This is a genomic window from Sphingobacteriales bacterium, assembly GCA_016706405.1.
GTDB lineage: Bacteria > Bacteroidota > Bacteroidia > Chitinophagales > UBA2359 > BJ6.
The window spans coordinates 515,788-535,133 of record JADJJT010000003.1 but is presented as its reverse complement, the minus strand read 5'-3'; the positions used below and the strand labels follow the sequence as shown (position 1 = coordinate 535,133).

19 protein-coding genes are annotated in these 19,346 nt (G+C 39.1%); 8 read left to right on the top strand and 11 right to left on the bottom strand.

Features of this window, described 5'->3' with window-relative positions; all coding sequences use genetic code 11:
• Positions 1-5: 5 nt before the first annotated feature.
• Positions 6-2,054: an ABC-F family ATP-binding cassette domain-containing protein gene (locus IPI59_14015; GenBank protein MBK7528630.1), complete on the bottom strand. Its 2,049-nt coding sequence runs from the start codon at positions 2,052-2,054 to the stop codon at positions 6-8.
• Between the two features lie 376 nt (positions 2,055-2,430).
• Between IPI59_14015 and IPI59_14010 the strand changes: the two genes are divergently transcribed.
• On the top strand, positions 2,431-2,946 hold the full coding sequence (locus tag IPI59_14010; GenBank protein MBK7528629.1) for a hypothetical protein: 516 nt from the start codon (positions 2,431-2,433) through the stop codon (positions 2,944-2,946).
• Between the two features lie 132 nt (positions 2,947-3,078).
• Here the strand turns inward: IPI59_14010 and IPI59_14005 are convergent, their stop codons facing one another.
• Positions 3,079-3,774 carry a zinc metallopeptidase gene (locus tag IPI59_14005; GenBank protein ID MBK7528628.1) on the bottom strand — a complete coding sequence of 232 codons (696 nt, stop codon included), beginning with the start codon at positions 3,772-3,774 and terminating at the stop codon, positions 3,079-3,081.
• Between the two features lie 164 nt (positions 3,775-3,938).
• On the opposite strand from IPI59_14005, the gene IPI59_14000 reads away from it, so the two are divergent.
• Positions 3,939-4,928 (top strand): hypothetical protein, encoded by a 990-nt coding sequence (locus IPI59_14000; protein ID MBK7528627.1) that lies wholly within the window; start codon positions 3,939-3,941, stop codon positions 4,926-4,928.
• Positions 4,929-4,943: 15 nt separating this feature from the next.
• On the opposite strand, the gene IPI59_13995 is transcribed toward IPI59_14000, so the two are convergent.
• Both IPI59_13995 and IPI59_13990 read right to left on the bottom strand, forming a co-directional pair.
• Positions 4,944-6,110 (bottom strand): glycosyltransferase family 4 protein, encoded by a 1,167-nt coding sequence (locus tag IPI59_13995; GenBank protein ID MBK7528626.1) that lies wholly within the window; start codon positions 6,108-6,110, stop codon positions 4,944-4,946.
• Positions 6,111-6,335: 225 nt separating this feature from the next.
• Positions 6,336-6,671 (bottom strand): hypothetical protein, encoded by a 336-nt coding sequence (locus IPI59_13990; GenBank protein ID MBK7528625.1) that lies wholly within the window; start codon positions 6,669-6,671, stop codon positions 6,336-6,338.
• 344 nt (positions 6,672-7,015) lie between these two features.
• Here IPI59_13990 and IPI59_13985 point away from each other — a divergent pair, with 344 nt between their 5' ends.
• The 3 genes from IPI59_13985 (at position 7,016) to IPI59_13975 (ending at position 9,410) form a co-directional block, all read left to right on the top strand.
• The gene (locus tag IPI59_13985; GenBank protein ID MBK7528624.1) at positions 7,016-7,960 is read left to right on the top strand and encodes a TraB/GumN family protein; all 945 of its coding nucleotides are present in this window, start codon (positions 7,016-7,018) and stop codon (positions 7,958-7,960) included.
• 157 nt (positions 7,961-8,117) lie between these two features.
• On the top strand, positions 8,118-8,924 hold the full coding sequence (locus IPI59_13980) for a hypothetical protein (GenBank protein ID MBK7528623.1): 807 nt from the start codon (positions 8,118-8,120) through the stop codon (positions 8,922-8,924).
• Positions 8,925-9,005: 81 nt separating this feature from the next.
• On the top strand, positions 9,006-9,410 hold the full coding sequence (locus IPI59_13975; GenBank protein ID MBK7528622.1) for a T9SS type A sorting domain-containing protein: 405 nt from the start codon (positions 9,006-9,008) through the stop codon (positions 9,408-9,410).
• A 246-nt stretch (positions 9,411-9,656) separates the two neighbouring features.
• On the opposite strand, the gene IPI59_13970 is transcribed toward IPI59_13975, so the two are convergent.
• From IPI59_13970 to IPI59_13950, 5 genes are all read right to left on the bottom strand, one after another.
• On the bottom strand, positions 9,657-10,142 hold the full coding sequence (locus tag IPI59_13970; GenBank protein MBK7528621.1) for a YbjN domain-containing protein: 486 nt from the start codon (positions 10,140-10,142) through the stop codon (positions 9,657-9,659).
• A 157-nt stretch (positions 10,143-10,299) separates the two neighbouring features.
• Positions 10,300-11,064, bottom strand: a complete 765-nt coding sequence (locus IPI59_13965; GenBank protein MBK7528620.1) for a hypothetical protein — start codon at positions 11,062-11,064, stop codon at positions 10,300-10,302.
• 15 nt (positions 11,065-11,079) lie between these two features.
• Positions 11,080-12,294 (bottom strand): aminofutalosine synthase MqnE, encoded by a 1,215-nt coding sequence (mqnE, locus tag IPI59_13960; GenBank protein ID MBK7528619.1) that lies wholly within the window; start codon positions 12,292-12,294, stop codon positions 11,080-11,082.
• A 176-nt stretch (positions 12,295-12,470) separates the two neighbouring features.
• Complete coding sequence (locus IPI59_13955; protein ID MBK7528618.1) at positions 12,471-13,562, bottom strand: RluA family pseudouridine synthase; 1,092 nt, start codon at positions 13,560-13,562, stop codon at positions 12,471-12,473.
• A gap of 356 nt (positions 13,563-13,918) precedes the next feature.
• Entirely contained in the window at positions 13,919-14,404 is a 486-nt protein-coding gene (locus IPI59_13950; protein MBK7528617.1) for a translation initiation factor IF-3, read from the bottom strand.
• A 484-nt stretch (positions 14,405-14,888) separates the two neighbouring features.
• Between IPI59_13950 and IPI59_13945 the strand changes: the two genes are divergently transcribed.
• The 3 genes from IPI59_13945 to truB all read left to right on the top strand — a co-directional run bounded on the left by IPI59_13945 (position 14,889) and on the right by truB (position 17,318).
• Positions 14,889-15,788, top strand: coding sequence for a DMT family transporter (locus tag IPI59_13945; GenBank protein ID MBK7528616.1), 900 nt, complete (start codon positions 14,889-14,891; stop codon positions 15,786-15,788).
• Positions 15,789-15,811: 23 nt separating this feature from the next.
• Entirely contained in the window at positions 15,812-16,507 is a 696-nt protein-coding gene (gene trmB, locus IPI59_13940; GenBank protein ID MBK7528615.1) for a tRNA (guanosine(46)-N7)-methyltransferase TrmB, read from the top strand.
• A gap of 94 nt (positions 16,508-16,601) precedes the next feature.
• Complete coding sequence (gene truB / locus IPI59_13935; protein MBK7528614.1) at positions 16,602-17,318, top strand: tRNA pseudouridine(55) synthase TruB; 717 nt, start codon at positions 16,602-16,604, stop codon at positions 17,316-17,318.
• A gap of 237 nt (positions 17,319-17,555) precedes the next feature.
• On the opposite strand, the gene IPI59_13930 is transcribed toward truB, so the two are convergent.
• Positions 17,556-18,179: a DNA-3-methyladenine glycosylase 2 family protein gene (locus IPI59_13930; protein ID MBK7528613.1), complete on the bottom strand. Its 624-nt coding sequence runs from the start codon at positions 18,177-18,179 to the stop codon at positions 17,556-17,558.
• A 25-nt stretch (positions 18,180-18,204) separates the two neighbouring features.
• On the bottom strand, positions 18,205-19,233 hold the full coding sequence (locus IPI59_13925) for a PorP/SprF family type IX secretion system membrane protein (protein ID MBK7528612.1): 1,029 nt from the start codon (positions 19,231-19,233) through the stop codon (positions 18,205-18,207).
• Between the last annotated feature and the right edge of the window lie 113 nt (positions 19,234-19,346).

Below are 19,346 nucleotides of genomic sequence, written 5' to 3'. Positions count from 1 at the left end.
TTAGTCTAATCGCTTACAATTTGTTGCCGTTGTTGTTGAAGGGCGTCGTGTTCTACTTGTAATTTTTCCCAATTTTCCATTTCTACAGCTAATTGTTGTTTTAGCTGGGTATGGCGGACTAATTCGATGCTTGCATTTTGCTGATTTTGATAAAAATTAGGGTCGTTCATGGCTATTTCAAGGTTGGCAATGTCGGTTTCGATTTGTGAAATACGATTTTCGGTTTGATTTATTTGATTGGCAGCCTTGCGAATGGCACTGTCAATTTGCTTCATCTCGTCGTAGCTAAGTGTACGTTTTAAGCTGTTGGCTGCTTTTGCTGTGGTGGGCAATTTAGGCAAATTGATATTTTCGGTATTTTTATTATTTTCCGGATTTGCTTTGTTGCTGTTAGCACTTGTAGTTTTTAAATTCAGTGCATCTAAGCTATCAACGTTTCTATCTCTCAAAAAGTCATACACATCGCCAATATAAGGTTTAATCTTTTGGTCTTTAAACTCAAAAACCTTGTCGGTAAGGTCGCGTAAAAAATCCCTGTCGTGCGATACCACAATAAGCGTTCCGTTATAGGCTTTAAGGGCTTCCTTTAACACTTCTTTTGCGTACATGTCTAAGTGGTTGGTAGGCTCGTCTAAAAGCAGCAAATTGCAGGGCTCGAGCAGCAGCCTTGCCAAGGCTAAGCGCGATTTTTCGCCTCCCGACAAAACCTGTACTTTTTTATCAACATCCTCGCCCGAGAACAAAAAAGCACCCAATAAGTGGCGTACACGCAGGCGCATATCCCCCGAGGCTGCATTGTCAATTACCTCAAACACGGTGTTATTGCCATCTAAGGCTTCGGCCTGGTGCTGCTCGTAGTAACCAATACTTACGTTGTGCCCAAGGGTGCAAACCCCGTTCGTTGCAGGTTCGCGGCCAACTATAATTTTGGCCAATGTGGTTTTACCTTCGCCATTGCGGCCAACAAAAGCTATTTTTTCGCCGCGTTCAATTTGCAGGTTTAAGTTTGACAGCACTTCTTTTGCACCGTAATTTTTACTTAAATGTTGCAGCTCTACCACAATACGTCCCGAGCGCGGAGCATCCGGAAACCTAAAGTCTATAGCATCGCCTTCGAGGTCGTCAATTTCAATTCGTTCTAAGCGTTCTAATTTCCGGATTAATGTTTGGGCAAATTTAGCTTTGTTCTTCTTGGCTCTGAATTTATTGATAAGTGTTTGGGTGTGCTCAACAAATTTATCTTGGCGGTTTGCTTCGGCAATTTGTTTTTCGATGCGTTTTTCGCGCAGCTCCATAAACTCGGTGTACGAAGCACGGTAGTCGTAGGCTTTGCCCGATACTAGTTCGATGGTGCGGTTGGTTACAGCATCTAAAAAAGCCCTGTCGTGCGAGATTAGCAAAACGCCGCCCGGATATTTGGCCAAAAAACCTTCTAACCAAATAATTGCTTCAATGTCTAAGTGGTTGGTAGGCTCGTCTAACAACAAAAAATCATTGTTTTGCAGCAGAATTTTAGCCAGTTCAACCCGCATTTGCCAGCCCCCGCTAAACTCGTTGAGTGGGCGGTCGAAATCGCCATTTTTAAACCCCAGTCCTTTAAGTATTTTTTCAATTTGTTCGCGGGGGTTACCTCCACGTTGTTGGTCTAATTGTTCGTGGAGGTCGGCAATACGGTGTAGCAAACGCTCGTAGGCGGGTAAGGTATAATCAAAATCTTGGCTTTCAGTAAATTGCAATAGTTGCGCCTCAGCTTGGGCTAATTCTTTATTAATATGTTCGAGTTGGGCAAAGGCTTTTAGGGTTTCTTGGTAAACAGTTTGAGTAGGATTTAAGGCTAAATTTTGCGGTAAATAGCCCAAATTAGTATTGTTGTCCATACTAATATGGCCGGTGGTTGGCGAAAACTCGCTCATAAGCAGCCGCAGTAAAGTGGTTTTGCCTGCCCCGTTTTTGCCTACCAAGCCAATGCGGTCGCGCTCGGTAACGGTAAAGGTAATATTGTCGAATAAAAATTTGCCCCCAAACTGAACGGCTATATTGTTTAACGAAATCATTGCTTGCCTTGAGTTGTGCGAATAGAAATACGAAAATTGTTGTTTCTGCTATGTTTTGTCTTCAACTAATTATGTGCTTGCGCAGCAAAGATAGCAAAATGTTTTGTTTGAGTTGGCAGACGTAGCTACTTTGGACTGGTAATACTTTGCCTTCTATTATCATAACAAGTTGAAAAACATAGAACAGAGATTTTAGCTTCGCATAGTGTAGCGTTAGTTTTAGCGGTTTATGACTTACATATTTACCGTCAACTAAAAATAATTGTCTAATTTTGTTTACTTTTGGAGCGTGGATATGACCAATAAACCGCAAGTTTAGTATTATAACATAGTCAAATATTAGGTAGTTATAATTTCTTAGAGAAATAGATTTGCCATGATGAATTCTTCCTATTTTTTATTTATCTTAATTATTTCCGGATCTTGTTTGCTGCTGGCCTGCCAAAATGTGGGCAACAACAATAATAATAATCCGGATAAAAATACAAACACTGCTATTGCCACCACTACGCCAACTGAATTGATTGCAGCCAACTCAAACGATTCAACACTTTTTATAAACAAAACTTGTTTGGTATTTTTACAACCCGACAGCGCCGATATAGCCCAGTTAGAAAAGCAAATTGGCCACAACCAAGCCCATAATATTATGCGCGAAATGTTTGTGCATAAAGAGAAAGTAATGTTGTTAGCAGATTCTTTGGAATTGCCTACCATTGTAACAATTAAAAAGTACTTGGTTTTTGAGCTGCCTAACAACCAAACACAAATTGTAAAAGTGCGGCAAATTAACGGCGATTTAGTGATGTATAAATTTGGAAGCGCACCGCAAATTAGTGCAGCCAACACCTTTGGCAAAAATACCTACCAAAAATATTATGGGCAGCCATAAAGGATGGTAAAAATTTTAAGCATTGTATTAAATTGAAGCTCTGTTAAGCACAAAAAATCTGGATACAGTTTGATAGCGAGCACTACACAACTATATCCGGAAATATGTTAATAAATAAGAAAGCTAAGGAGGTTAATCGCGGCGGCCTAAAAATATCATGATGTAGTACAACAAAGTAGCCAACGAAGCTAAGGCAGCTACTACGTAGGTCATAGCAGCCCATTTTAGTGCGTTAAAAGCGGCATCATTTTTTTCTTGAGTCATGCCCGATACGGTGCCTTGTTTAAGCCAGGCCAAAGCGCGGCGGCTGGCGTCAAACTCAACGGGCAAAGTAATGAACGTGAACAAAGTGGTAGCACCAAATAAAATAATTCCTATTAGCAATAAAAGTTTACCAAATCCTGTGCTTAATAATAAAAGACCAGCCATTAATATCCAAGGCGTAAAATTGTTGCTTATACTTAGCAAAGGCACCATAGACGAGCGCATAGCTAAAAAACTATAGGCTTGTGCGTGTTGCACGGCGTGGCCGCACTCATGAGCGGCTACGGCAGCGGCTGCCACATTGGCCTCGTGATATACTACTTCGCTTAGGTTTACTGTTTTAGTTTGAGGGTTGTAGTGGTCGGTAAGTTGCCCCTCAACCGATATAACTTTTACATCGTTAATACCGTTTTCGCGCAGCATTTTTTCGGCAACCTCGCGGCCTGTAAGGTTAATAGGTAGTTGCGAGTATTGGGCAAAACGGCGTTTTAACATGGCACCAACAAACCAACTTGCGGCCATAGCGCCAAACGCAATTACCATATATACTGGGTCAAAAATCATAATTTAAGTTATATTGTTTTGATTAAATTTGTTTAAAACTGGGGTTATGAATTATGGGATATAATTAATATTTCAACTAAAACGTTAAAACAGCTGTGAAGGTTCCGGATAGTAAAATTTTTTTCACGTGTTTGGGTAAAACAACCTAAATTTGACCTTGGGTTATGGAAATTGTGTTTTTACCGCGTCCTGAAATTGATACCTATTTGTGGGATAAGGCTGTAGTTGAAGCCAAAAATGCACAAATATATGGTTTATCTTGGTTTTTAGATGCCGCTTGTGCTTTAAAATCCGGAAAAAATAGTGATAACCAACAATGGGCTGGTTTAGTTGCCGGCAACTATCAAGCAGTTATGCCGCTTCCTATCCGGAAAAAAATGGGCATTTCCTATGTTTATCAGCCCGATTTTGTGCAACAGTTAGGTGCTTTTTTTAGTCCTGATTTATCGGCTGCTGCTGTAAATCAGCTAAGTTACCAATTTTTACAAAGGGTGGGGCAGCAGGTAAAATTTGCCGATATTATGTTAAATGAAGGTCATTTTGCTGCGATAGACTACAAGGAGAATGAGCCAAAAACAGAACTAAATATCCGGATAAATAGTTTGTTGCCGTTACAGGCCTCTTACGAGGTTATTAGCCGAAACTTTTCAGGCCAAACTAAACGAATGTTGCGCCGGTTTACGGTATCGGGTTTACCGCAGCCACAACCAATAAGTTTGCAACAGGCCACAAAACTATATCAGCAGGTTGTTTTGCCTAAATTACCCCACGTAAACAACCAATTTGCAATAACACGGTTGTTAGCAATATCAAAGGCAGCCCAACAAAACAAGGCGGTACATGTTTGGGGCATACCCGACCCTGAAAATAGTTCTGAAATTTGTGCTTCGGTGGTGTTTTTACTTGGCTGTAACAGGTTAGTGTATTGGTTGCCTGCTGCTTTGCCTTATGCACGGCAGTCTGGGGCTTTGTATGCATTAGTGAATAAAATTATACAAATATATGCTGGGCAGCCTTTGCTAAGCCTTGATTTTGAAGGCTCGATGCAGCCCGGCATTGCCCGTTTTTTTGCCAATTTTGGTGCAAATACGGTTAATTATGCACATTGGCGCTACAATAATTTGCCTTATTTTTTGCGCTGGCTAAAAAAATGAAAACTTATTGGTTGTTTATGTTTTGTTGATTAGATTTTCCATGTCGGCCCACAATAAATTTGCCGTTTTTTGCCAACTGTATCGTTTTGCGTTTTCAAAACCTAATATGGTTAAATGATTAGCCAAATTAGGTTGTTGGAAAATTTGGATCATAGCTTGTTTAATTTCGTTGTAATCATTTGGATTTTGGACGATTAATGCTGCATTTCCGGCAACTTCGGGCATGGCGCTTCTTGACGAGATTATTACGGGTGTGCCGCAAGCCATTGCCTCAATAATTGGCACCCCAAACCCCTCAAAAAATGAGGTGTAAACCAATGCCATTGCCGAGGCGGCAATATCGGCTAACTGTTCGGTTTGGAGGTGTCCGGTAAAAACCACTTCGTCTTTGTAGGTAAGTTGTTGATAAATTTGGGTTATATCTTGTGTTTGCCATGCCTGACGCCCAGCAATAACCAATTTTGCCGGTGCCTGCCCTAATTGTTTACAAAAAGCATCGAATGCTAATAAAATATTGCCAATATTTTTGCGCGGGTGCAAGGCGCCAACAAATAAAAAATAGGGTTTTTGGTTGGTGTATTGCAGTCGTATTTGCTGTTGTTGCGCTTTGGGAATAGGTTTGAATAAAGTGTTGATACCGTTTCCGACAACACTAATTTTTTGTTCGGGAATTTGGTATTTCGTTACTAAATCAAGTTTAGTAAATTGGCTAACGGTGGCAATATGTTGGGCGTGGGTTGCAAATTTAGGGCTAAAATAACGGTAATATTTTGCTACCAAAGGTGGTACTTGCTGCGGGAGGTGTTCAAAAGCAAGGTCGTGTACAACCATATAAGTTGGCGTTTTACTGCGGAGCGAGCAATACCCGTCGGGAGAAAAAAATAGTTGGGGTTTTAATTTTTTAAGCAGGTAGGGTACGCGCCACTCGAACCAAGTGTACCATAGTACCGGATGCCTTGCCGGCGGATACAAGACATGAGGTATTACGTTTTTGCCATAAATGAACTGGGGGTGGTATGCCCGGTCAAATAAAAAAGCAAAATCAATATGTGGGTTTGCTTGAGTTATAATTTTTAGGGTCTCGTGTGTAAACCTGCCAATACCTTCTAATTTATTGTGCAATAAAAACCGAGCGTTAACGGCAATTAATGGGCGTTTTGCCTGGGCTTGAGAAACTATCATTTGCTTACAAACAACTCTAATATAACACTAATAAAAAAGTGAGGAAGACACAAAATAAAAAAATTTTGACCGCAAAATACGCATCAAATATGGGTTTGTAAAATGCCAAACATAAAAAAAGCACACTTGCCTTAAAAAATTTGGCAAGTGTGCAGTTTTTGAATTGTAAAAGCAGTGCTTACAATAGATAATTTCTACAAATCAAACAATTACAAAACAATTTAGTTATGCTTTGTTTTCGTCATCTTTGTTTAGCAGGTCTTGTGCTTTTTCTTTTACGCTGGCTAATTTTTCTTTAGCTACGTCAACCATGTCTTCAACCTTGTCTTCAACTTTGTCGTACAAGGCTTCGCCTTTTTCTAAAATACCACGAACGGTTTCGTTTTCTTTTAGGTTAGTGTACTGCTCTTCAACTTTGTCCTTTACGTTTTCAACAACGTCTTCAAGTTTTTCGGTAACGTTGCCAATAGTTTCTTTAATTGAGTCGAGCCAACCGCCGTCTTGTTGCTCGGTTTCCTTTTCAATTTCGTTTTCGTTGTTGGGGGTGGGAAAATCTACCATAATTGATAATTTTTTTGTTTTGTTATAAAAATATATATTGTTTGAAAAATTATGTGTCTAATTCGTTTAAAACAATGATGTTTTGTTACTTTTTGCGTTATTGATAATGTAGATGTAAAGATGCCATAAAAGTAACGAAATTTTGCTTAAAAAAATCCGGATAAAGTATGATTAAGCAAAAATATTCCGGAAAAAATGATAAAGGTATTTGTGTTTCTAAGCCTAACAAAATTAAATGATTTATAGTTCCTATTTATATGAATGCCGGAAAACTAAAATCGTTGTACTTTTGTTGCTGTTGGTAACTTTTTTTATTTAAAACAACAGTATGATTAAATTTTATTATGATTAGACTATTATTAGAACACGTTTTTTCTTTGTTTTGTTTAGTTTTTTGGTGGTTAATTTCCGGATTAATTATTTTAACAACTGCCGAAGCACAAAATGTAACAGCAGTCCAAACACCTAAAACCTATACAACAGCTATTGACACGAGCGCACGCACTTGGCTTTGGGAAATATCGGGCAAAAAACTTAAAAAGCCATCGTATTTAATGGGAACTATTCATTTGGTTTGGGCAGAGCATTTTGCTTGGCCAGCACAATTTGAGGCTAAATTTAAGGCAAGTAAACAATTGATTTTAGAGGTTGATATGGATGACCCCGGCTTAATATTTGCCACCATGATTGGTTCGCAAATGAAAAACGATACCACAATAGATCAGTTACTTAGTGCTGCCGATTTTGCGCTTGTTGATAGTTTTTTTAAAAACAAACTCGAAATGGACATTGCCATGTTTAAATCGTGGAAACCCATGTTATTACAAACTATATTATTGCAAGATGAAAAAACAAACAAACCAACAAAATCTGTTGAGATGGAACTTGTTCAGTTGGCCAAAGAAAAACAAAAAGAAGTACTGGGCCTCGAAACTATAGAGGAACAATTTGCTATTTTTGATAAAATACCTTATACCGAACAAGCTAACTATTTGTTGGAAGCTATTAAAGATGGCGACAAATCAATGACCGAATTTGAAACCATTATGAAAATTTATACCGAAAAAAATGTAAATGCCGCTGCCGCCGTTATGAATACCGATACCAAGTTCGGAAAATACGAAGATCTTTTAATGGGCAACCGAAATAAAAACTGGATAGATAAAATAAAAAATTATACCAAACAAAAACCAAGTTTTTTTGCCGTAGGTGCGGCACATTTAGGCGGTGAAAATGGCGTTTTAAATCTGTTACAAAAAGCAGGTTATACCATAAAGCCCGTTTTATAAATATTTTTTTCAAAAAACTTGTTTTATCTCAACAATTAGCTGTACTTTTACTTTTCGATATCCTTTTTCAAACTTTAATTTGCTTGTATAAGCACATTTTTCCCTTACCATAACAATTAATTAATTAATTTGTAGCAGCATTATAAAATCAATACTCATGAAACAAATACTTACCCTTTTAAGCTTGTTTTTGACCACATTATTAACTACTAACAACCAGATGCAAGCGCAAACCTGTGTTGGAACAGCTACTTTAAACGTAACCATTAATAACTGTAACACTTTGGTTAAAGTTACCGCCTTTTTAGAAGGCCCGTTTAATACCGGTAGCAATCAAATGCAAACTGGTTTAAACTTTCAGCCATTAATACCTACCACCCAGCCCTATAATACGGCACCTTGGAATTATGCAGGCACCGAAAGTTATACTGGTACACTTCCGACAACTGTTATTGATTGGGTTTTAGTAGAACTAATGAATATTGTTAATAACGACAATTTTACGGTTCAAGGCCGCAAAGCAGCTTTGTTATTATCTAACGGTAAAATTGTTGACCCCACCTGGACAACAAATAATGCTATTGACGGGGTACTTTTTGACGGCGCATTTACCGGGCAAACCCTTAGTGTGGCAGTTCGCCACCGCAATCACTTGGCTATTGTAAGCGCCAATCCGGTAGCCTTACCCAACGCAACTACAGTTGACCTAAGTATTGCAAATAATGTAATGGGCGGTTCAGCGCAGCTTAAATTATTAGGCTCTGAATACTGTATGTTGGCCGGCGATTACGATGCCAATGGCACTATTACCGTTGCCGACTTTAATGGCTATGCAACTGAATCATCGGGCATTAATAATTATTTTAAAGCCGATTTTAACCTTGACAAAAACGTTACCGTTGCCGACTTTAATTTGTACAAACCCAATTCAAGTAAAATTGGCGTTAAACCTATTCGCTACTAAATTGGTAGGAACTAATCTTGCTTTTAATTCTTGTCTAATTAGCTAAATTATTTTTTAAATAACCATCTGCCCGCATCATCAATGAAAAAGTTTATTTTAATGTTGCCGTTTTTTTGCTTTTTTGCAATTGTTTGTGGCAATACTGCCGCAGCTCAGTCGGGATGTATCGGCTCGGCCACGATGAATATTATCATTGAAGACTGTACCGGCATAGACAACGATGCCCACAATAGCAATATAAGAAACTTGTTTTCCATCACACCAAATCCTGCTGATAACTACTTGACCATACAAGCAAAAACAGCTGATGTTTGGCAGTTTGTTGCCGAATTGCAAACAATAACCGGACAACAAATTATAACCCAACATAACGCACAAATGGGACAAATAATTTGGCCTCTTGCTAATTTGCCCGCTGGTTTATATATGGTTATACTTAAAACGCCTAACGCTTATGGCACCGAAAAAATATTGATTACACATTAATTGAATCGAATGATTTTTTTTTGGAACTTGATGGTAATATTGACCAGCTAGCCTAATAATATTTTCTTTTTTATATCCGGATAAGTTTTGGTAATAAAACTTATCCGGATATTTTTTTCAACTTTTTTCTCAAGAAATAGACCTTGGGGTCTATTGCTTTAAAACAAAAAAACAGCAACAAGTATTAAAAAAAACTTGTTGCTGTAACCTAAACAAAGATAAATCTTTTTAATAAAACGCAGTAGCTTAACTTACCGGTGGTTTTTCGCCGGGGGTTGCCCATCCGGTATTGGGTGGTGGAGGGGTTGTGGTGCAGTACTTTTGTTTTAACTGGTCGTCGTAGTCATCGGCGTAAGTACCAACACGGTTTAACATAGCCGATAATTCATTTGAATCTAAGCCATCGGCTTCGCGAATAACACGCAAATATACCCAGGTTTTATAGACGCTAAAGCCAACACCATATAATTGGTGATTTAGCTCTAATAACTCTTGAAATAGGCCGAGTTGGTTTTGGACAGTGCTAAGGTCTAAAATAGGGGCAATTACTTGCACATAATAATTTTTGGTGTCGTTTTGGCCGTCAATAGTCCAAACATCAAGCCAAACGCTGGCCGAGCCACGCTTTAGGTCGTATTGTCCGGCTTTTTCGCCTTTGCAGGTATTAGGGTCAACTCCAAAGCTTTTAATGGTTGATTCTATGAGGGCAATTGTGTTTTCGAAAGTAACCATAGTTTAAAAAAAATATATTTAAGTTGGTAAAACAGATGATTATTGATTAAATAAGGAAAATACAAGGAGAAAATAAGAATTGTATTTCTGGTATGATGTTGGCTAAACCAATAATTATTATAGGTACGCAAAGGTATGCAAATAATTTAAGTGCTAATTAAATAAATTTGCTCAAAATCCATCTTTTTTGTAAAGATTCGTACAGGTTTTGGGCTTTTTCAAGTCTTGAGGTCTCGTTGGGTATTGCTTCTATAACTTTTAGTGCTGTTAAAACTTCGGTTAAATCGGCAATTCGCAGTAACAATAAATTAAGTTTTTTATTTTCGGCCAAGTACGAGCGTTGCAAAAAAACGGCAAGAATAGCCATAATAATACCTGTTGCCAAAAACAGGCTAATTAACATATTGTCAATATGGGTCGTTTTCCACAAATAAACGCTACTTACCGTAATAACAATAGCTACTAATCCGGCAATAAAAAGGGTTAAAAATTGAAGTTGGAAACGTCTAAACTGCACATCTAAGTATTGCGAGCGCAAAAAGCCCAAACCTTCCATCACTAACTGACTGATATCGGCAAGATATGGTGGCGAGTTAGGGTGTATTAATAATTTTTTATCGTTTTGGCTTTCTAAATCAATTAATTTGGCTTTGTTATCTTTGCTTGACACTAATACACCCATAAACAGAAAGGCAACCATGCCAATAAAAAACCAGCAAATAATAATACTTGTTATTCCTAATTTATAAGTACCAAAAGCGTGCAACAAAAGGACTATAGCGGGCAAACATGCACCAACAATAAACAAATAGCCTCCAATTTGAAAATCCCATTCGACTGTAGTATATAATTTGCGCTTGTTTTTTTCGAGTTCGGTGTTTTGCGCTTGTTGTTGCGGCGAGTTGTTATCAACAGAAGGCATGAACGTTTATATTTTTTAATTTTTTGATAGTAGAGGCAAATCAATAAAAGACTTTTTGCTGTCAGATGGCAAGCTATCATCGGTAAATGCTTCGTTTTGGTAATCGTGCAAGATGTTATAGAGGGTGTCTCGTTCAACCGGATGCCGCCCAACATCGCGTATTAAATTTACAATTTGTTGGGTATTTAATGCCGGATTTTGTTCTTCGGCGCCAGCCATGCTATAAATTTTTGTCGTATCGTCAATTGTTCCATCGAGGTCATTTACGCCAAAGGCTAACGACAATTGAGCAGTTGTTCGGCCAATCATAGGCCAATATGCTTTTAAGTGGGGAATATTATCTAAGTATAAACGCGATATGGCATAATTTCGCAAGTCTTCAATAACGGATACTTCGGGCAGGTGCGACATTTCGTTGTTGTCGTGTCTAAATTTAAGCGGAATAAAACAATTAAATCCACCGGTACGGTCTTGTAACTGCCGCAACCGTTCCATGTGGTCAATACGGTGGGCAAACGACTCGATATGACCATATAAAATAGTGCAATTGCTGTGCATACCTAAACTATGGGCTGTTTCATGAATGTCTAACCATTGTTGCGCATCACATTTATCGGCGCAAATAGTGTTGCGAATGTCCTCGTCAAAAATTTCGGCACCGCCTCCGGGTATTGAGTCTAATCCGGCATCGCGTAATTGTTCTAAGCCTTCGCGGTAGCTAAGTTTGGCCTTTTTAAACATGTAAAAAAGTTCAACTGCGGTATAGCCTTTTATGTGTAAGCTGGGGCGGTGTTTTTTAATTTTTTGCAGTAAGGAGCTAAAAAATGCCATATTCATTTGTGGCAACACCCCACCTACAATATGCACTTCGGTAACGGGTTTGCCGTCATATTTCTTTACGATTTCAAGCATTTCATCTTCAGTCATGGCCCAACCTTGTTCGCGTTGCTTTATTAGCCGCGAATACGAACAAAATTTGCAAGAATAAACACATAAATTGGTAGGCTCGATGTGAAAATTCCGGTTAAAATAAGTTGTATTGCCATGCTTTTGCTCGCGCACAAAATTTGCCAAAGCGCCAACAAACCCCAGTTCGCCTTGCTCATACAGCAATAAACCTTCGTTTGGCGTAAGTCGTTGACCATTAAAAATTTTATAGGCAATTTGTTTTAGTCCTTCGTGGTTTGGCAGGGCTATTTGTTGGCTAATTTCGTAATTGCAGATGTCCATTTTTGTGTATTTATATAAAATTTATACTTGACGAGATGAGAAGGGAAGAATAATTTGATGCGGAGCTAAAATTAAGAGAAATTGAATGCTTATTTATTGATGATGGCAGCATTTTTTGCTTAAAACATTTCCGGATTTATCCGGATAAGAAACAGATTGTTGTAATAAATTGGCAATTATCGTTGTGCGTAAGCATCCCACATATTAATAACGGTTTGAAAATCATTAGGTAGCTGCGATTCAAATTCCATCCATTGGTGGGTTGTTGGGTGTTCAAAACCCAGTAGCCGCGCATGGAGGGCTTGTCTTTCGATGGTATCAAAACAATTAGCTACAAATTGCCTGTATTTTGTAAAAGCAGTGCCTTTGGCCACTCTGTTTCCGCCATACAACAGGTCGTTAAACAAAGGATGCCCCATGTGCTGAAAATGTACCCTAATTTGATGTGTTCGCCCTGTTTCAAGTTTACATTCGACTAATGTTACATAGCCAAAGCGTTTTAAAACGGAGTAGTGTGTAATGGCGTGTTTGCCAAATGGCTCGTCGGGGGCATATACAGTGCGCAGTTTTCTGAGGGTTTTGTGCCTGCCGACTGGTAAGTTTATTGTTCCCGAATCGGCTTTTAAATCGCCCCAAGCCAGTGCGGTATAACGCCTATTTACTGTATGATGGTAAAACTGTTGTGCTAAGTGGGTAAGTGCGGTGCGGGTTTTAGCCAGCACTAATAAGCCCGATGTTTCTTTATCTATGCGATGCACCATGCCAAAGCGGTGTTCTTCGTTCGATAGCTCGTTAAACTGGCCTGTTTGTTGATAATGCCAAGCTAAAGCGTGCAACATGGTGCCGTTAAAATTGCCAATTCCGGGGTGCACAACTAATCCGGCTTGCTTGTCTAAAACTAAAAGAGTTTCATCTTCGTAAACAATATTTATAGGTATTTCTTCGGGCTCAATGGTATAATGTTGTACCGCCTTAGGCAACATAATAGTTATAATATCGCCGGGGCGTACTTTGTAGTTCGATTTTACTGGCTCGCCATTTGCCCAAAGGCTTCCGGCTTCGGCGGCATATTGCAAGCGGGTGCGGCTTTGCTCTAACCTGTTCGACAGAAATTTATCGACCCGCAATGCTTTTTGGTTGGGGTCGGCCACTACGCGGTAATGTTCGTACAGCGATTCGTCTTGTTCGGTTTCGTTTTCGGCTTCAGATTGGTAGGGGGCTACTAATTCGGGGTCAAAATTTTCGTCAAAATTTAAGTTGATGGGCATTGGTATTTTTATAACAAAACGTAGTCAAAAGGCAAGCAGGTTGTTTTTGGCTACCGATTATTCTTTTAATCGTATGATTGTATAAACAACAAAGTTAAACAAATTGAGTTTAAATTATTAGTTTAAGCCCTAAAAATAATTGAGGCTATAGTTTTTGAGACTTCTTTGAACAGGAATTAAACAGCATATCCGGATATTTAGCTGTTTTAGGCCATATTTAAAAAATGTGGCTTCGGGCTAAATTATCCGGATACTTAATTGGCAATATAAATCAACTGTCTCTGGTTTTAGGCTTGTTTATTATCTGAACAAGATGCAGAAATGTAAGGCAGTTTTATTATTGATGCAATCTAATTTTATTTCTTTTTGGGAGTAATGATAATGTACATGCGTTTACCTTCTAAACGTGGGGGGGCTTCGGGTGTGCCTACCTCTTCAAGGGCTTGGGCAAAGCGCAACAGTAATTGTTCTCCTCGGTCTTTATAAATAATGGCGCGGCCTTTAAAAGACAAAGTCGCTTTAACTTTTGCTCCTTCGTCTCTTAGAAATTTTTCGGCGTGGCGGGTTTTAAATTCAAAATCATGTTCGTCGGTATTTGGGCCAAACCTAATTTCTTTTAATACCGTTTTAATTGTTTTTGCTTTAATTTCTTTTTCTTTCCGCTTTTTTTCGTACAAAAATTTGTTGTAATCTATTATACGGCAAACGGGCGGGGTGGCGTTGGGTACAATTTCTACTAAGTCGGCTTCAAGCTCATCGGCTAAGGCCAAGGCTTTATGAATAGAATAAATACCGGGTTCTATATTTTCGCCAACTAAGCGCACTTCTGGTACGCGAATCATATCATTTAGTCGGTGTTCGGGTTCTTTTTCGCGCTGTACCAAACGGCGATTGTAAGGGGTGCGCGGTTGATTAGTGTTAATTGGAGGACGAGACAAATTAGGTGGGTTTTAGTAAAAAAAATGTTTAAGTTATTATTAAAAAAATAATTTTAAATGGTAACGTTTTTTATCCGGAAAATTGATGGATAATTAAATAAATCAATAGTATAAAGTAAACTTACTTATAAAGCTAATATTAACTGCAAATATCGTGCAAATAGTATTTACAAGGTGTGTTTTACAGGCTATTTTTTTTGCTCAAACCGAAAAAAATCAATTTTGGTTCAAAAGAATTCATTTTAGACACAAAAAATATGGCCTTAGCAAGTTTGATTCTGGTTTTGTGCTGTCAACAGTTCTTTATATCTTTATAAATACGCGCTAAAAGCCCTACCTTTGTGCGTTTTTGTACTGTCCACCATCAAATACATTGCTAGTAATATTTATGCAAGCTCGTTTTAGCGACTATGTTCATTTACATTTTATTGTATTTATATGGGGGTTTACGGCTATTTTGGGTAAACTTATTACCCTCCCATCGCTCGAATTGGTAGTTTACCGCACAGGTTTAGCCGCTATTGGTATGGCTTTGTGGTTATTTTTTACAAAAGGCTGGCGCAAAGTTTCGTTGCTCGATTTAGGTAAATTTAGCGCAGTTGGTTTGTTAATTGCCTTACATTGGTTTTGTTTTTTCGAGTCAATAAAAATATCGAATGTTTCGGTTGCGGTAGGTGGCCTATCTTGTTCTACTTTATTTACCAGTTTTATGGAGCCGATGGTTCAAAAACGCCGTATTTATTGGCCTGAAGTGATATTGGGAATTGGTGTAATTTTTGGTTTGTATTTAATTACACAGTATGCTTTCGATTACCTTGCTGGTATTTTGTTGGGTATAGCTGCCGGATTTTTTAGCAGCATGTTTGGTGTTTTTAACAAACAATTAGTGGCACAAAATCACCCGCCTCCTTTGTTATCGTTTTACGAGGTTGCCACTGTTTTTTTGCTCTTAAGTTTGGTTATGGTCTTTAATCCGGCAAAATCGGTTTGGCCTTGGCAGGTAAGCCTTTCTGATTGGGCATGGTTACTATTGCTGGCATGGGCTTGCACTACCTATGCGTTTATTGCCAATGTGTATTTGTTGCGCCGAATTTCGGCTTTTGCGGTAGCCTTGGCCGTAAATTTAGAGCCTATATATAGTATAATTTTGGCATGGCTAATTTTTAAAGACAGCGAACAAATGAATGCCGGATTTTACGCCGGTGCTTTTCTTATTATTTTATCGGTGTTCATTTATCCGTGGCTAAAAAAACAATTTAAATACTCAGCCCCTAACCCTAACCCCTAACTACTAACCCATAGTTACCTAAAATGGCCAAACGCAAACTACAAAAATTTGCCGAAATAGGGCAGATGCCTAATGTAATACAAAATTTCAACTGGGAAAATCCGGTTTTAATAAACCACCAACAAACCGAAGTAAAATTAAAAGGTAAATGGGCTTCAGCGTTTTTTAATAATCAACAACCAATTGTATTAGAGCTGGCTTGCGGCTATGGCGAGTATGCAGTGGCGCTGGGGAAATTGCAACCGCAGTTGAATTTTATTGGTATTGATATTAAGGGAAACCGAATCCACCATGGGGCAAAATTAGCGCTACAGCAAGGTTTAGGCAATGTGGGCTTTTTGCGAACCGGAATTTCATTGCTGCCTCATTTTTTTGCACAAAATGAAATTTCCGAAATTTGGATACCTTTCCCCGACCCCTATTTGCCTAATTCACAAGCCCGGAAACGGCTTACCTCGCCCCAGTTTTTACAACTATACAGGCAATTTTTACAACCACAAGGACGCCTTCACTTAAAAACCGACAGCGAACCGCTATATCAATACACCCTCGAAACGCTTGAGCAGACCTCCGGAGCTGCCATTATTGCCCATACAAATAATTTATATCAACACGTTTTATATCAGCAATTTCCTGCCCTGCAAATACCTACACGCTACGAAAGCCTCCGACCAAGTGGTGCCGATACCATTAAATATATCTGCTTTACAATTAATTAAATATTTGTAAATTGTTAGTTGTAAGCATTTCAAAAACTACATAAAACATTATCGTACCTTTGCAATTCAATTTCTGCCTAAATTATTCTATTCAATGCCATTTAATTTTGAAGCCGGCGAATTATTATTAGTTGATAAGCCCATACACTGGACATCGTTTGATGTGGTTAATAAAATACGCAAAGTTAGTCGTTGTAAAAAAGTAGGCCACGCCGGCACCCTCGACCCCCGTGCTACCGGATTGCTGCTTATAGGAACAGGCGCATACACCAAACAACTACAACACTTACAAGATTTTGATAAAACTTATACAGGTATGTTTCATTTAGGAGCTACCCGCCCATCTTTTGATACCGAAACCGATATTGATGCCGAATACCCAATAGCGCATCTGCATCCGGATTTAATACATGCTACGGCTAAACAATTTTTAGGCCAGCAAAGGCAAATGCCACCTCAGTTTTCGGCTGTAAGGCACGAGGGTAAAAAACTTTACCTTAGTGCCCGCAAAGGCGAGGTTAAACAAGTAGAGCCACGCCGCATTACCATCTACGCATTTGAAATTACTCATATAAATATCCCGCGAGTACATTTTTCAGTTACTTGTAGCAAAGGCACTTATATACGTGCCTTGGCCAACGACTTTGGCAAGGCACTGCAAAGCGGCGCATACTTGGCAACACTATGCCGCACCCATATTGGGCAATACGACCTGGCCAACGCCTGGCAACTGCCCCAACTTATTGAGGTCATTAAAGAACAAAACGCCTCAATAACAGCTAACAATATCAATACTGATACAGTTCTATAAAGTCGCCAGGTTTTATTTTAGCGGCCTCGCTGCCATAAATCCCCGTTAATAAAAAAGGAAGAGCAAAACGTTTCATTTCTGGCTAATTTAAATTAAAAAATTGTGTCTTGAGGCAAAATAACGCAATTTTATCCGGATAGCCAAAATTTTAATTAAAAAAAATTACTTTTTGAATAATTTATAAATATATTCTGAATTCTTTTTGAACAAAAATATTACTTGTCGGTGTAATTACTTTTATTTTTTGTCGTCTAACGAGCGCCAAAGGTAACGGCTGGCTATGCTTCGGTAGGGTTTCCAGGGTTCGGCAATAGTTTCCATAGCTTGGGCAAGGCTGCGTTGGGGCTGGTTAAGGTTAAGCTGGTAATGTAAAGCCATTGCTTTGCGAATGCCGAGGTCAAGCACGGGTAGCACATCTTCGCGAAACAAGGTAAACATCAGCAACATTTGAACCGTCCAGGTGCCTACGCCTTTAATTGGGGTAAGCAGTTGTAAAATTTCGTGGTCGGTTAAGGCTTCGAAATTAGTTTTATGCAGGTGGTTTTCCTCCCAATAGGCGGCAATATTTTGCAGGTACTGCGCTTTTGCATTCGACAGGCCAGCTGTTCGGAGGGTAGTAATTGGCGTATTTAACACCTGCGCGGTTGTAGGAAAAAAACCGTCGTAAAGGGCTAAATATTTTTTTTCGATAGCCAAAGCTGCTTTTCCGGATAATTGCTGGCCAATAATGCCACTCATAAGTTCGTGCAAAATTTGATAATTTGTTGGCTCGTACTTAATGGTGTGGTTGGCAATAATTTTGCTCATTACGGGGTCGACGTCAGCTAAATGTGCTTGTATGCTTGCTAAGGGCGTTGGCATAAATGATGAAGCAAAAACTAAAAAATTAAAACCTTGGGCAATATATTTTTTTGCTTGGCTGCCGGTTAAAACTGCCAACGTGCACAATTGAAATTTCGGGGCCGCCGCGGCCTTTGTTGTATGGTTGCAGCGAGCTAAGTGTTATATCGCAACTAAATAATATGCGGTACCGGTTGTATTCAACGCCCACTAAGGCAACGGCTGCATCTTTTAACCTATACCATGCGCCGGCGTGCGCCCGTATTGTATGTTTTGGGCCGGTGCTGCTTAATAGCCAACTTACATTACTGCCAATTAAAAATTCGGATGCTTTTTTTTGGGTGGTAAAGCATAAGGCGGGGTCAAAACTAAGTTGCCCAAGCTCAAAATTTGCTCCCGCGGCAATTAACGGTCTGATGCCCATTTGATTGTCGGCATTAAAAAACGAAGTTGCGGGTTTGTTTAAATGCAAAATCGCCCCCGAAATATAGGCATTCCAAACTTCGTTGGGGCGTATGTTTAAGCGTGCTCCGGCTTGTAAATCCAAATGCCAAAATGAGTTTGCAATTGGTGTTTCGCCGCTTGGCGCGTTTAAGTTAAAATCGTTTTCGTTCCATTGCGAGCTAAAATAGAGTTTATTCCAATTAATAGCTTTTTGGGTAAACATGGCACCAAATCCGGCAGATAGCGCGGCTTTACTACCCAATGCTTTTTGAAAACTTACCGCTCCCTGAAATTCGCTGGTGCTTAATATGCCATCTCCGGCTTGGTCATAAAGCATACGCAGACCCAGCCCAAGGCGGTCGCCGGCAGGCGAATTATAGACGCCAAAATCGGCATAGCCCGATACGGTTTGATATGGCACAGTAAAGCTGCCCCACTGGCTTCGGGCGTTGGCCCCCACACGGTAATCGCCGTCAAAATGTCCCACAGATGCCGGATTAAGTCGCAAATAGTCGGTGTAAAATTGCGAGTAATGGATGTCTTGGCCGTTCGCTAAAAACTGAACTAAAAGCAAACCACAAACTGTGGTTACTATAATTGTTTTTGTTGTTTTGTAAAAAGCATAACACATAATTAGCTAACTGTTTGGTATTTTGTTTATGGTTGTTGAGTTGTAGTTGCGCCGCTGTAATTAATTAATTAATTGATGCTGACAAAGTTACAGTAAAATATAAATGTGACCTT

What these genes read in the sequence shown, in the direction of transcription:
- IPI59_13980 (MBK7528623.1), top strand. Translation starts at nt 8,118, where the DNA reads ATGAAACAAATACTTACCCTTTTAAGCTTGTTTTTGACCACATTATTA.
- mqnE (MBK7528619.1), bottom strand. Translation starts at nt 12,294, where the DNA reads ATGGACATCTGCAATTACGAAATTAGCCAACAAATAGCCCTGCCAAAC.
- IPI59_14010 (MBK7528629.1), top strand. Translation starts at nt 2,431, where the DNA reads ATGATGAATTCTTCCTATTTTTTATTTATCTTAATTATTTCCGGATCT.
- IPI59_13990 (MBK7528625.1), bottom strand. Translation starts at nt 6,671, where the DNA reads ATGGTAGATTTTCCCACCCCCAACAACGAAAACGAAATTGAAAAGGAA.
- IPI59_14015 (MBK7528630.1), bottom strand. Translation starts at nt 2,054, where the DNA reads ATGATTTCGTTAAACAATATAGCCGTTCAGTTTGGGGGCAAATTTTTA.
- IPI59_14000 (MBK7528627.1), top strand. Translation starts at nt 3,939, where the DNA reads ATGGAAATTGTGTTTTTACCGCGTCCTGAAATTGATACCTATTTGTGG.
- IPI59_13955 (MBK7528618.1), bottom strand. Translation starts at nt 13,562, where the DNA reads ATGCCCATCAACTTAAATTTTGACGAAAATTTTGACCCCGAATTAGTA.
- truB (MBK7528614.1), top strand. Translation starts at nt 16,602, where the DNA reads ATGCCATTTAATTTTGAAGCCGGCGAATTATTATTAGTTGATAAGCCC.
- IPI59_13995 (MBK7528626.1), bottom strand. Translation starts at nt 6,110, where the DNA reads ATGATAGTTTCTCAAGCCCAGGCAAAACGCCCATTAATTGCCGTTAAC.
- IPI59_13945 (MBK7528616.1), top strand. Translation starts at nt 14,889, where the DNA reads ATGCAAGCTCGTTTTAGCGACTATGTTCATTTACATTTTATTGTATTT.
- IPI59_13985 (MBK7528624.1), top strand. Translation starts at nt 7,016, where the DNA reads ATGATTAGACTATTATTAGAACACGTTTTTTCTTTGTTTTGTTTAGTT.
- IPI59_13975 (MBK7528622.1), top strand. Translation starts at nt 9,006, where the DNA reads ATGAAAAAGTTTATTTTAATGTTGCCGTTTTTTTGCTTTTTTGCAATT.
- IPI59_13965 (MBK7528620.1), bottom strand. Translation starts at nt 11,064, where the DNA reads ATGCCTTCTGTTGATAACAACTCGCCGCAACAACAAGCGCAAAACACC.
- trmB (MBK7528615.1), top strand. Translation starts at nt 15,812, where the DNA reads ATGGCCAAACGCAAACTACAAAAATTTGCCGAAATAGGGCAGATGCCT.
- IPI59_13970 (MBK7528621.1), bottom strand. Translation starts at nt 10,142, where the DNA reads ATGGTTACTTTCGAAAACACAATTGCCCTCATAGAATCAACCATTAAA.
- IPI59_13925 (MBK7528612.1), bottom strand. Translation starts at nt 19,233, where the DNA reads ATGTGTTATGCTTTTTACAAAACAACAAAAACAATTATAGTAACCACA.
- IPI59_14005 (MBK7528628.1), bottom strand. Translation starts at nt 3,774, where the DNA reads ATGATTTTTGACCCAGTATATATGGTAATTGCGTTTGGCGCTATGGCC.
- IPI59_13930 (MBK7528613.1), bottom strand. Translation starts at nt 18,179, where the DNA reads ATGCCAACGCCCTTAGCAAGCATACAAGCACATTTAGCTGACGTCGAC.
- IPI59_13950 (MBK7528617.1), bottom strand. Translation starts at nt 14,404, where the DNA reads ATGATTCGCGTACCAGAAGTGCGCTTAGTTGGCGAAAATATAGAACCC.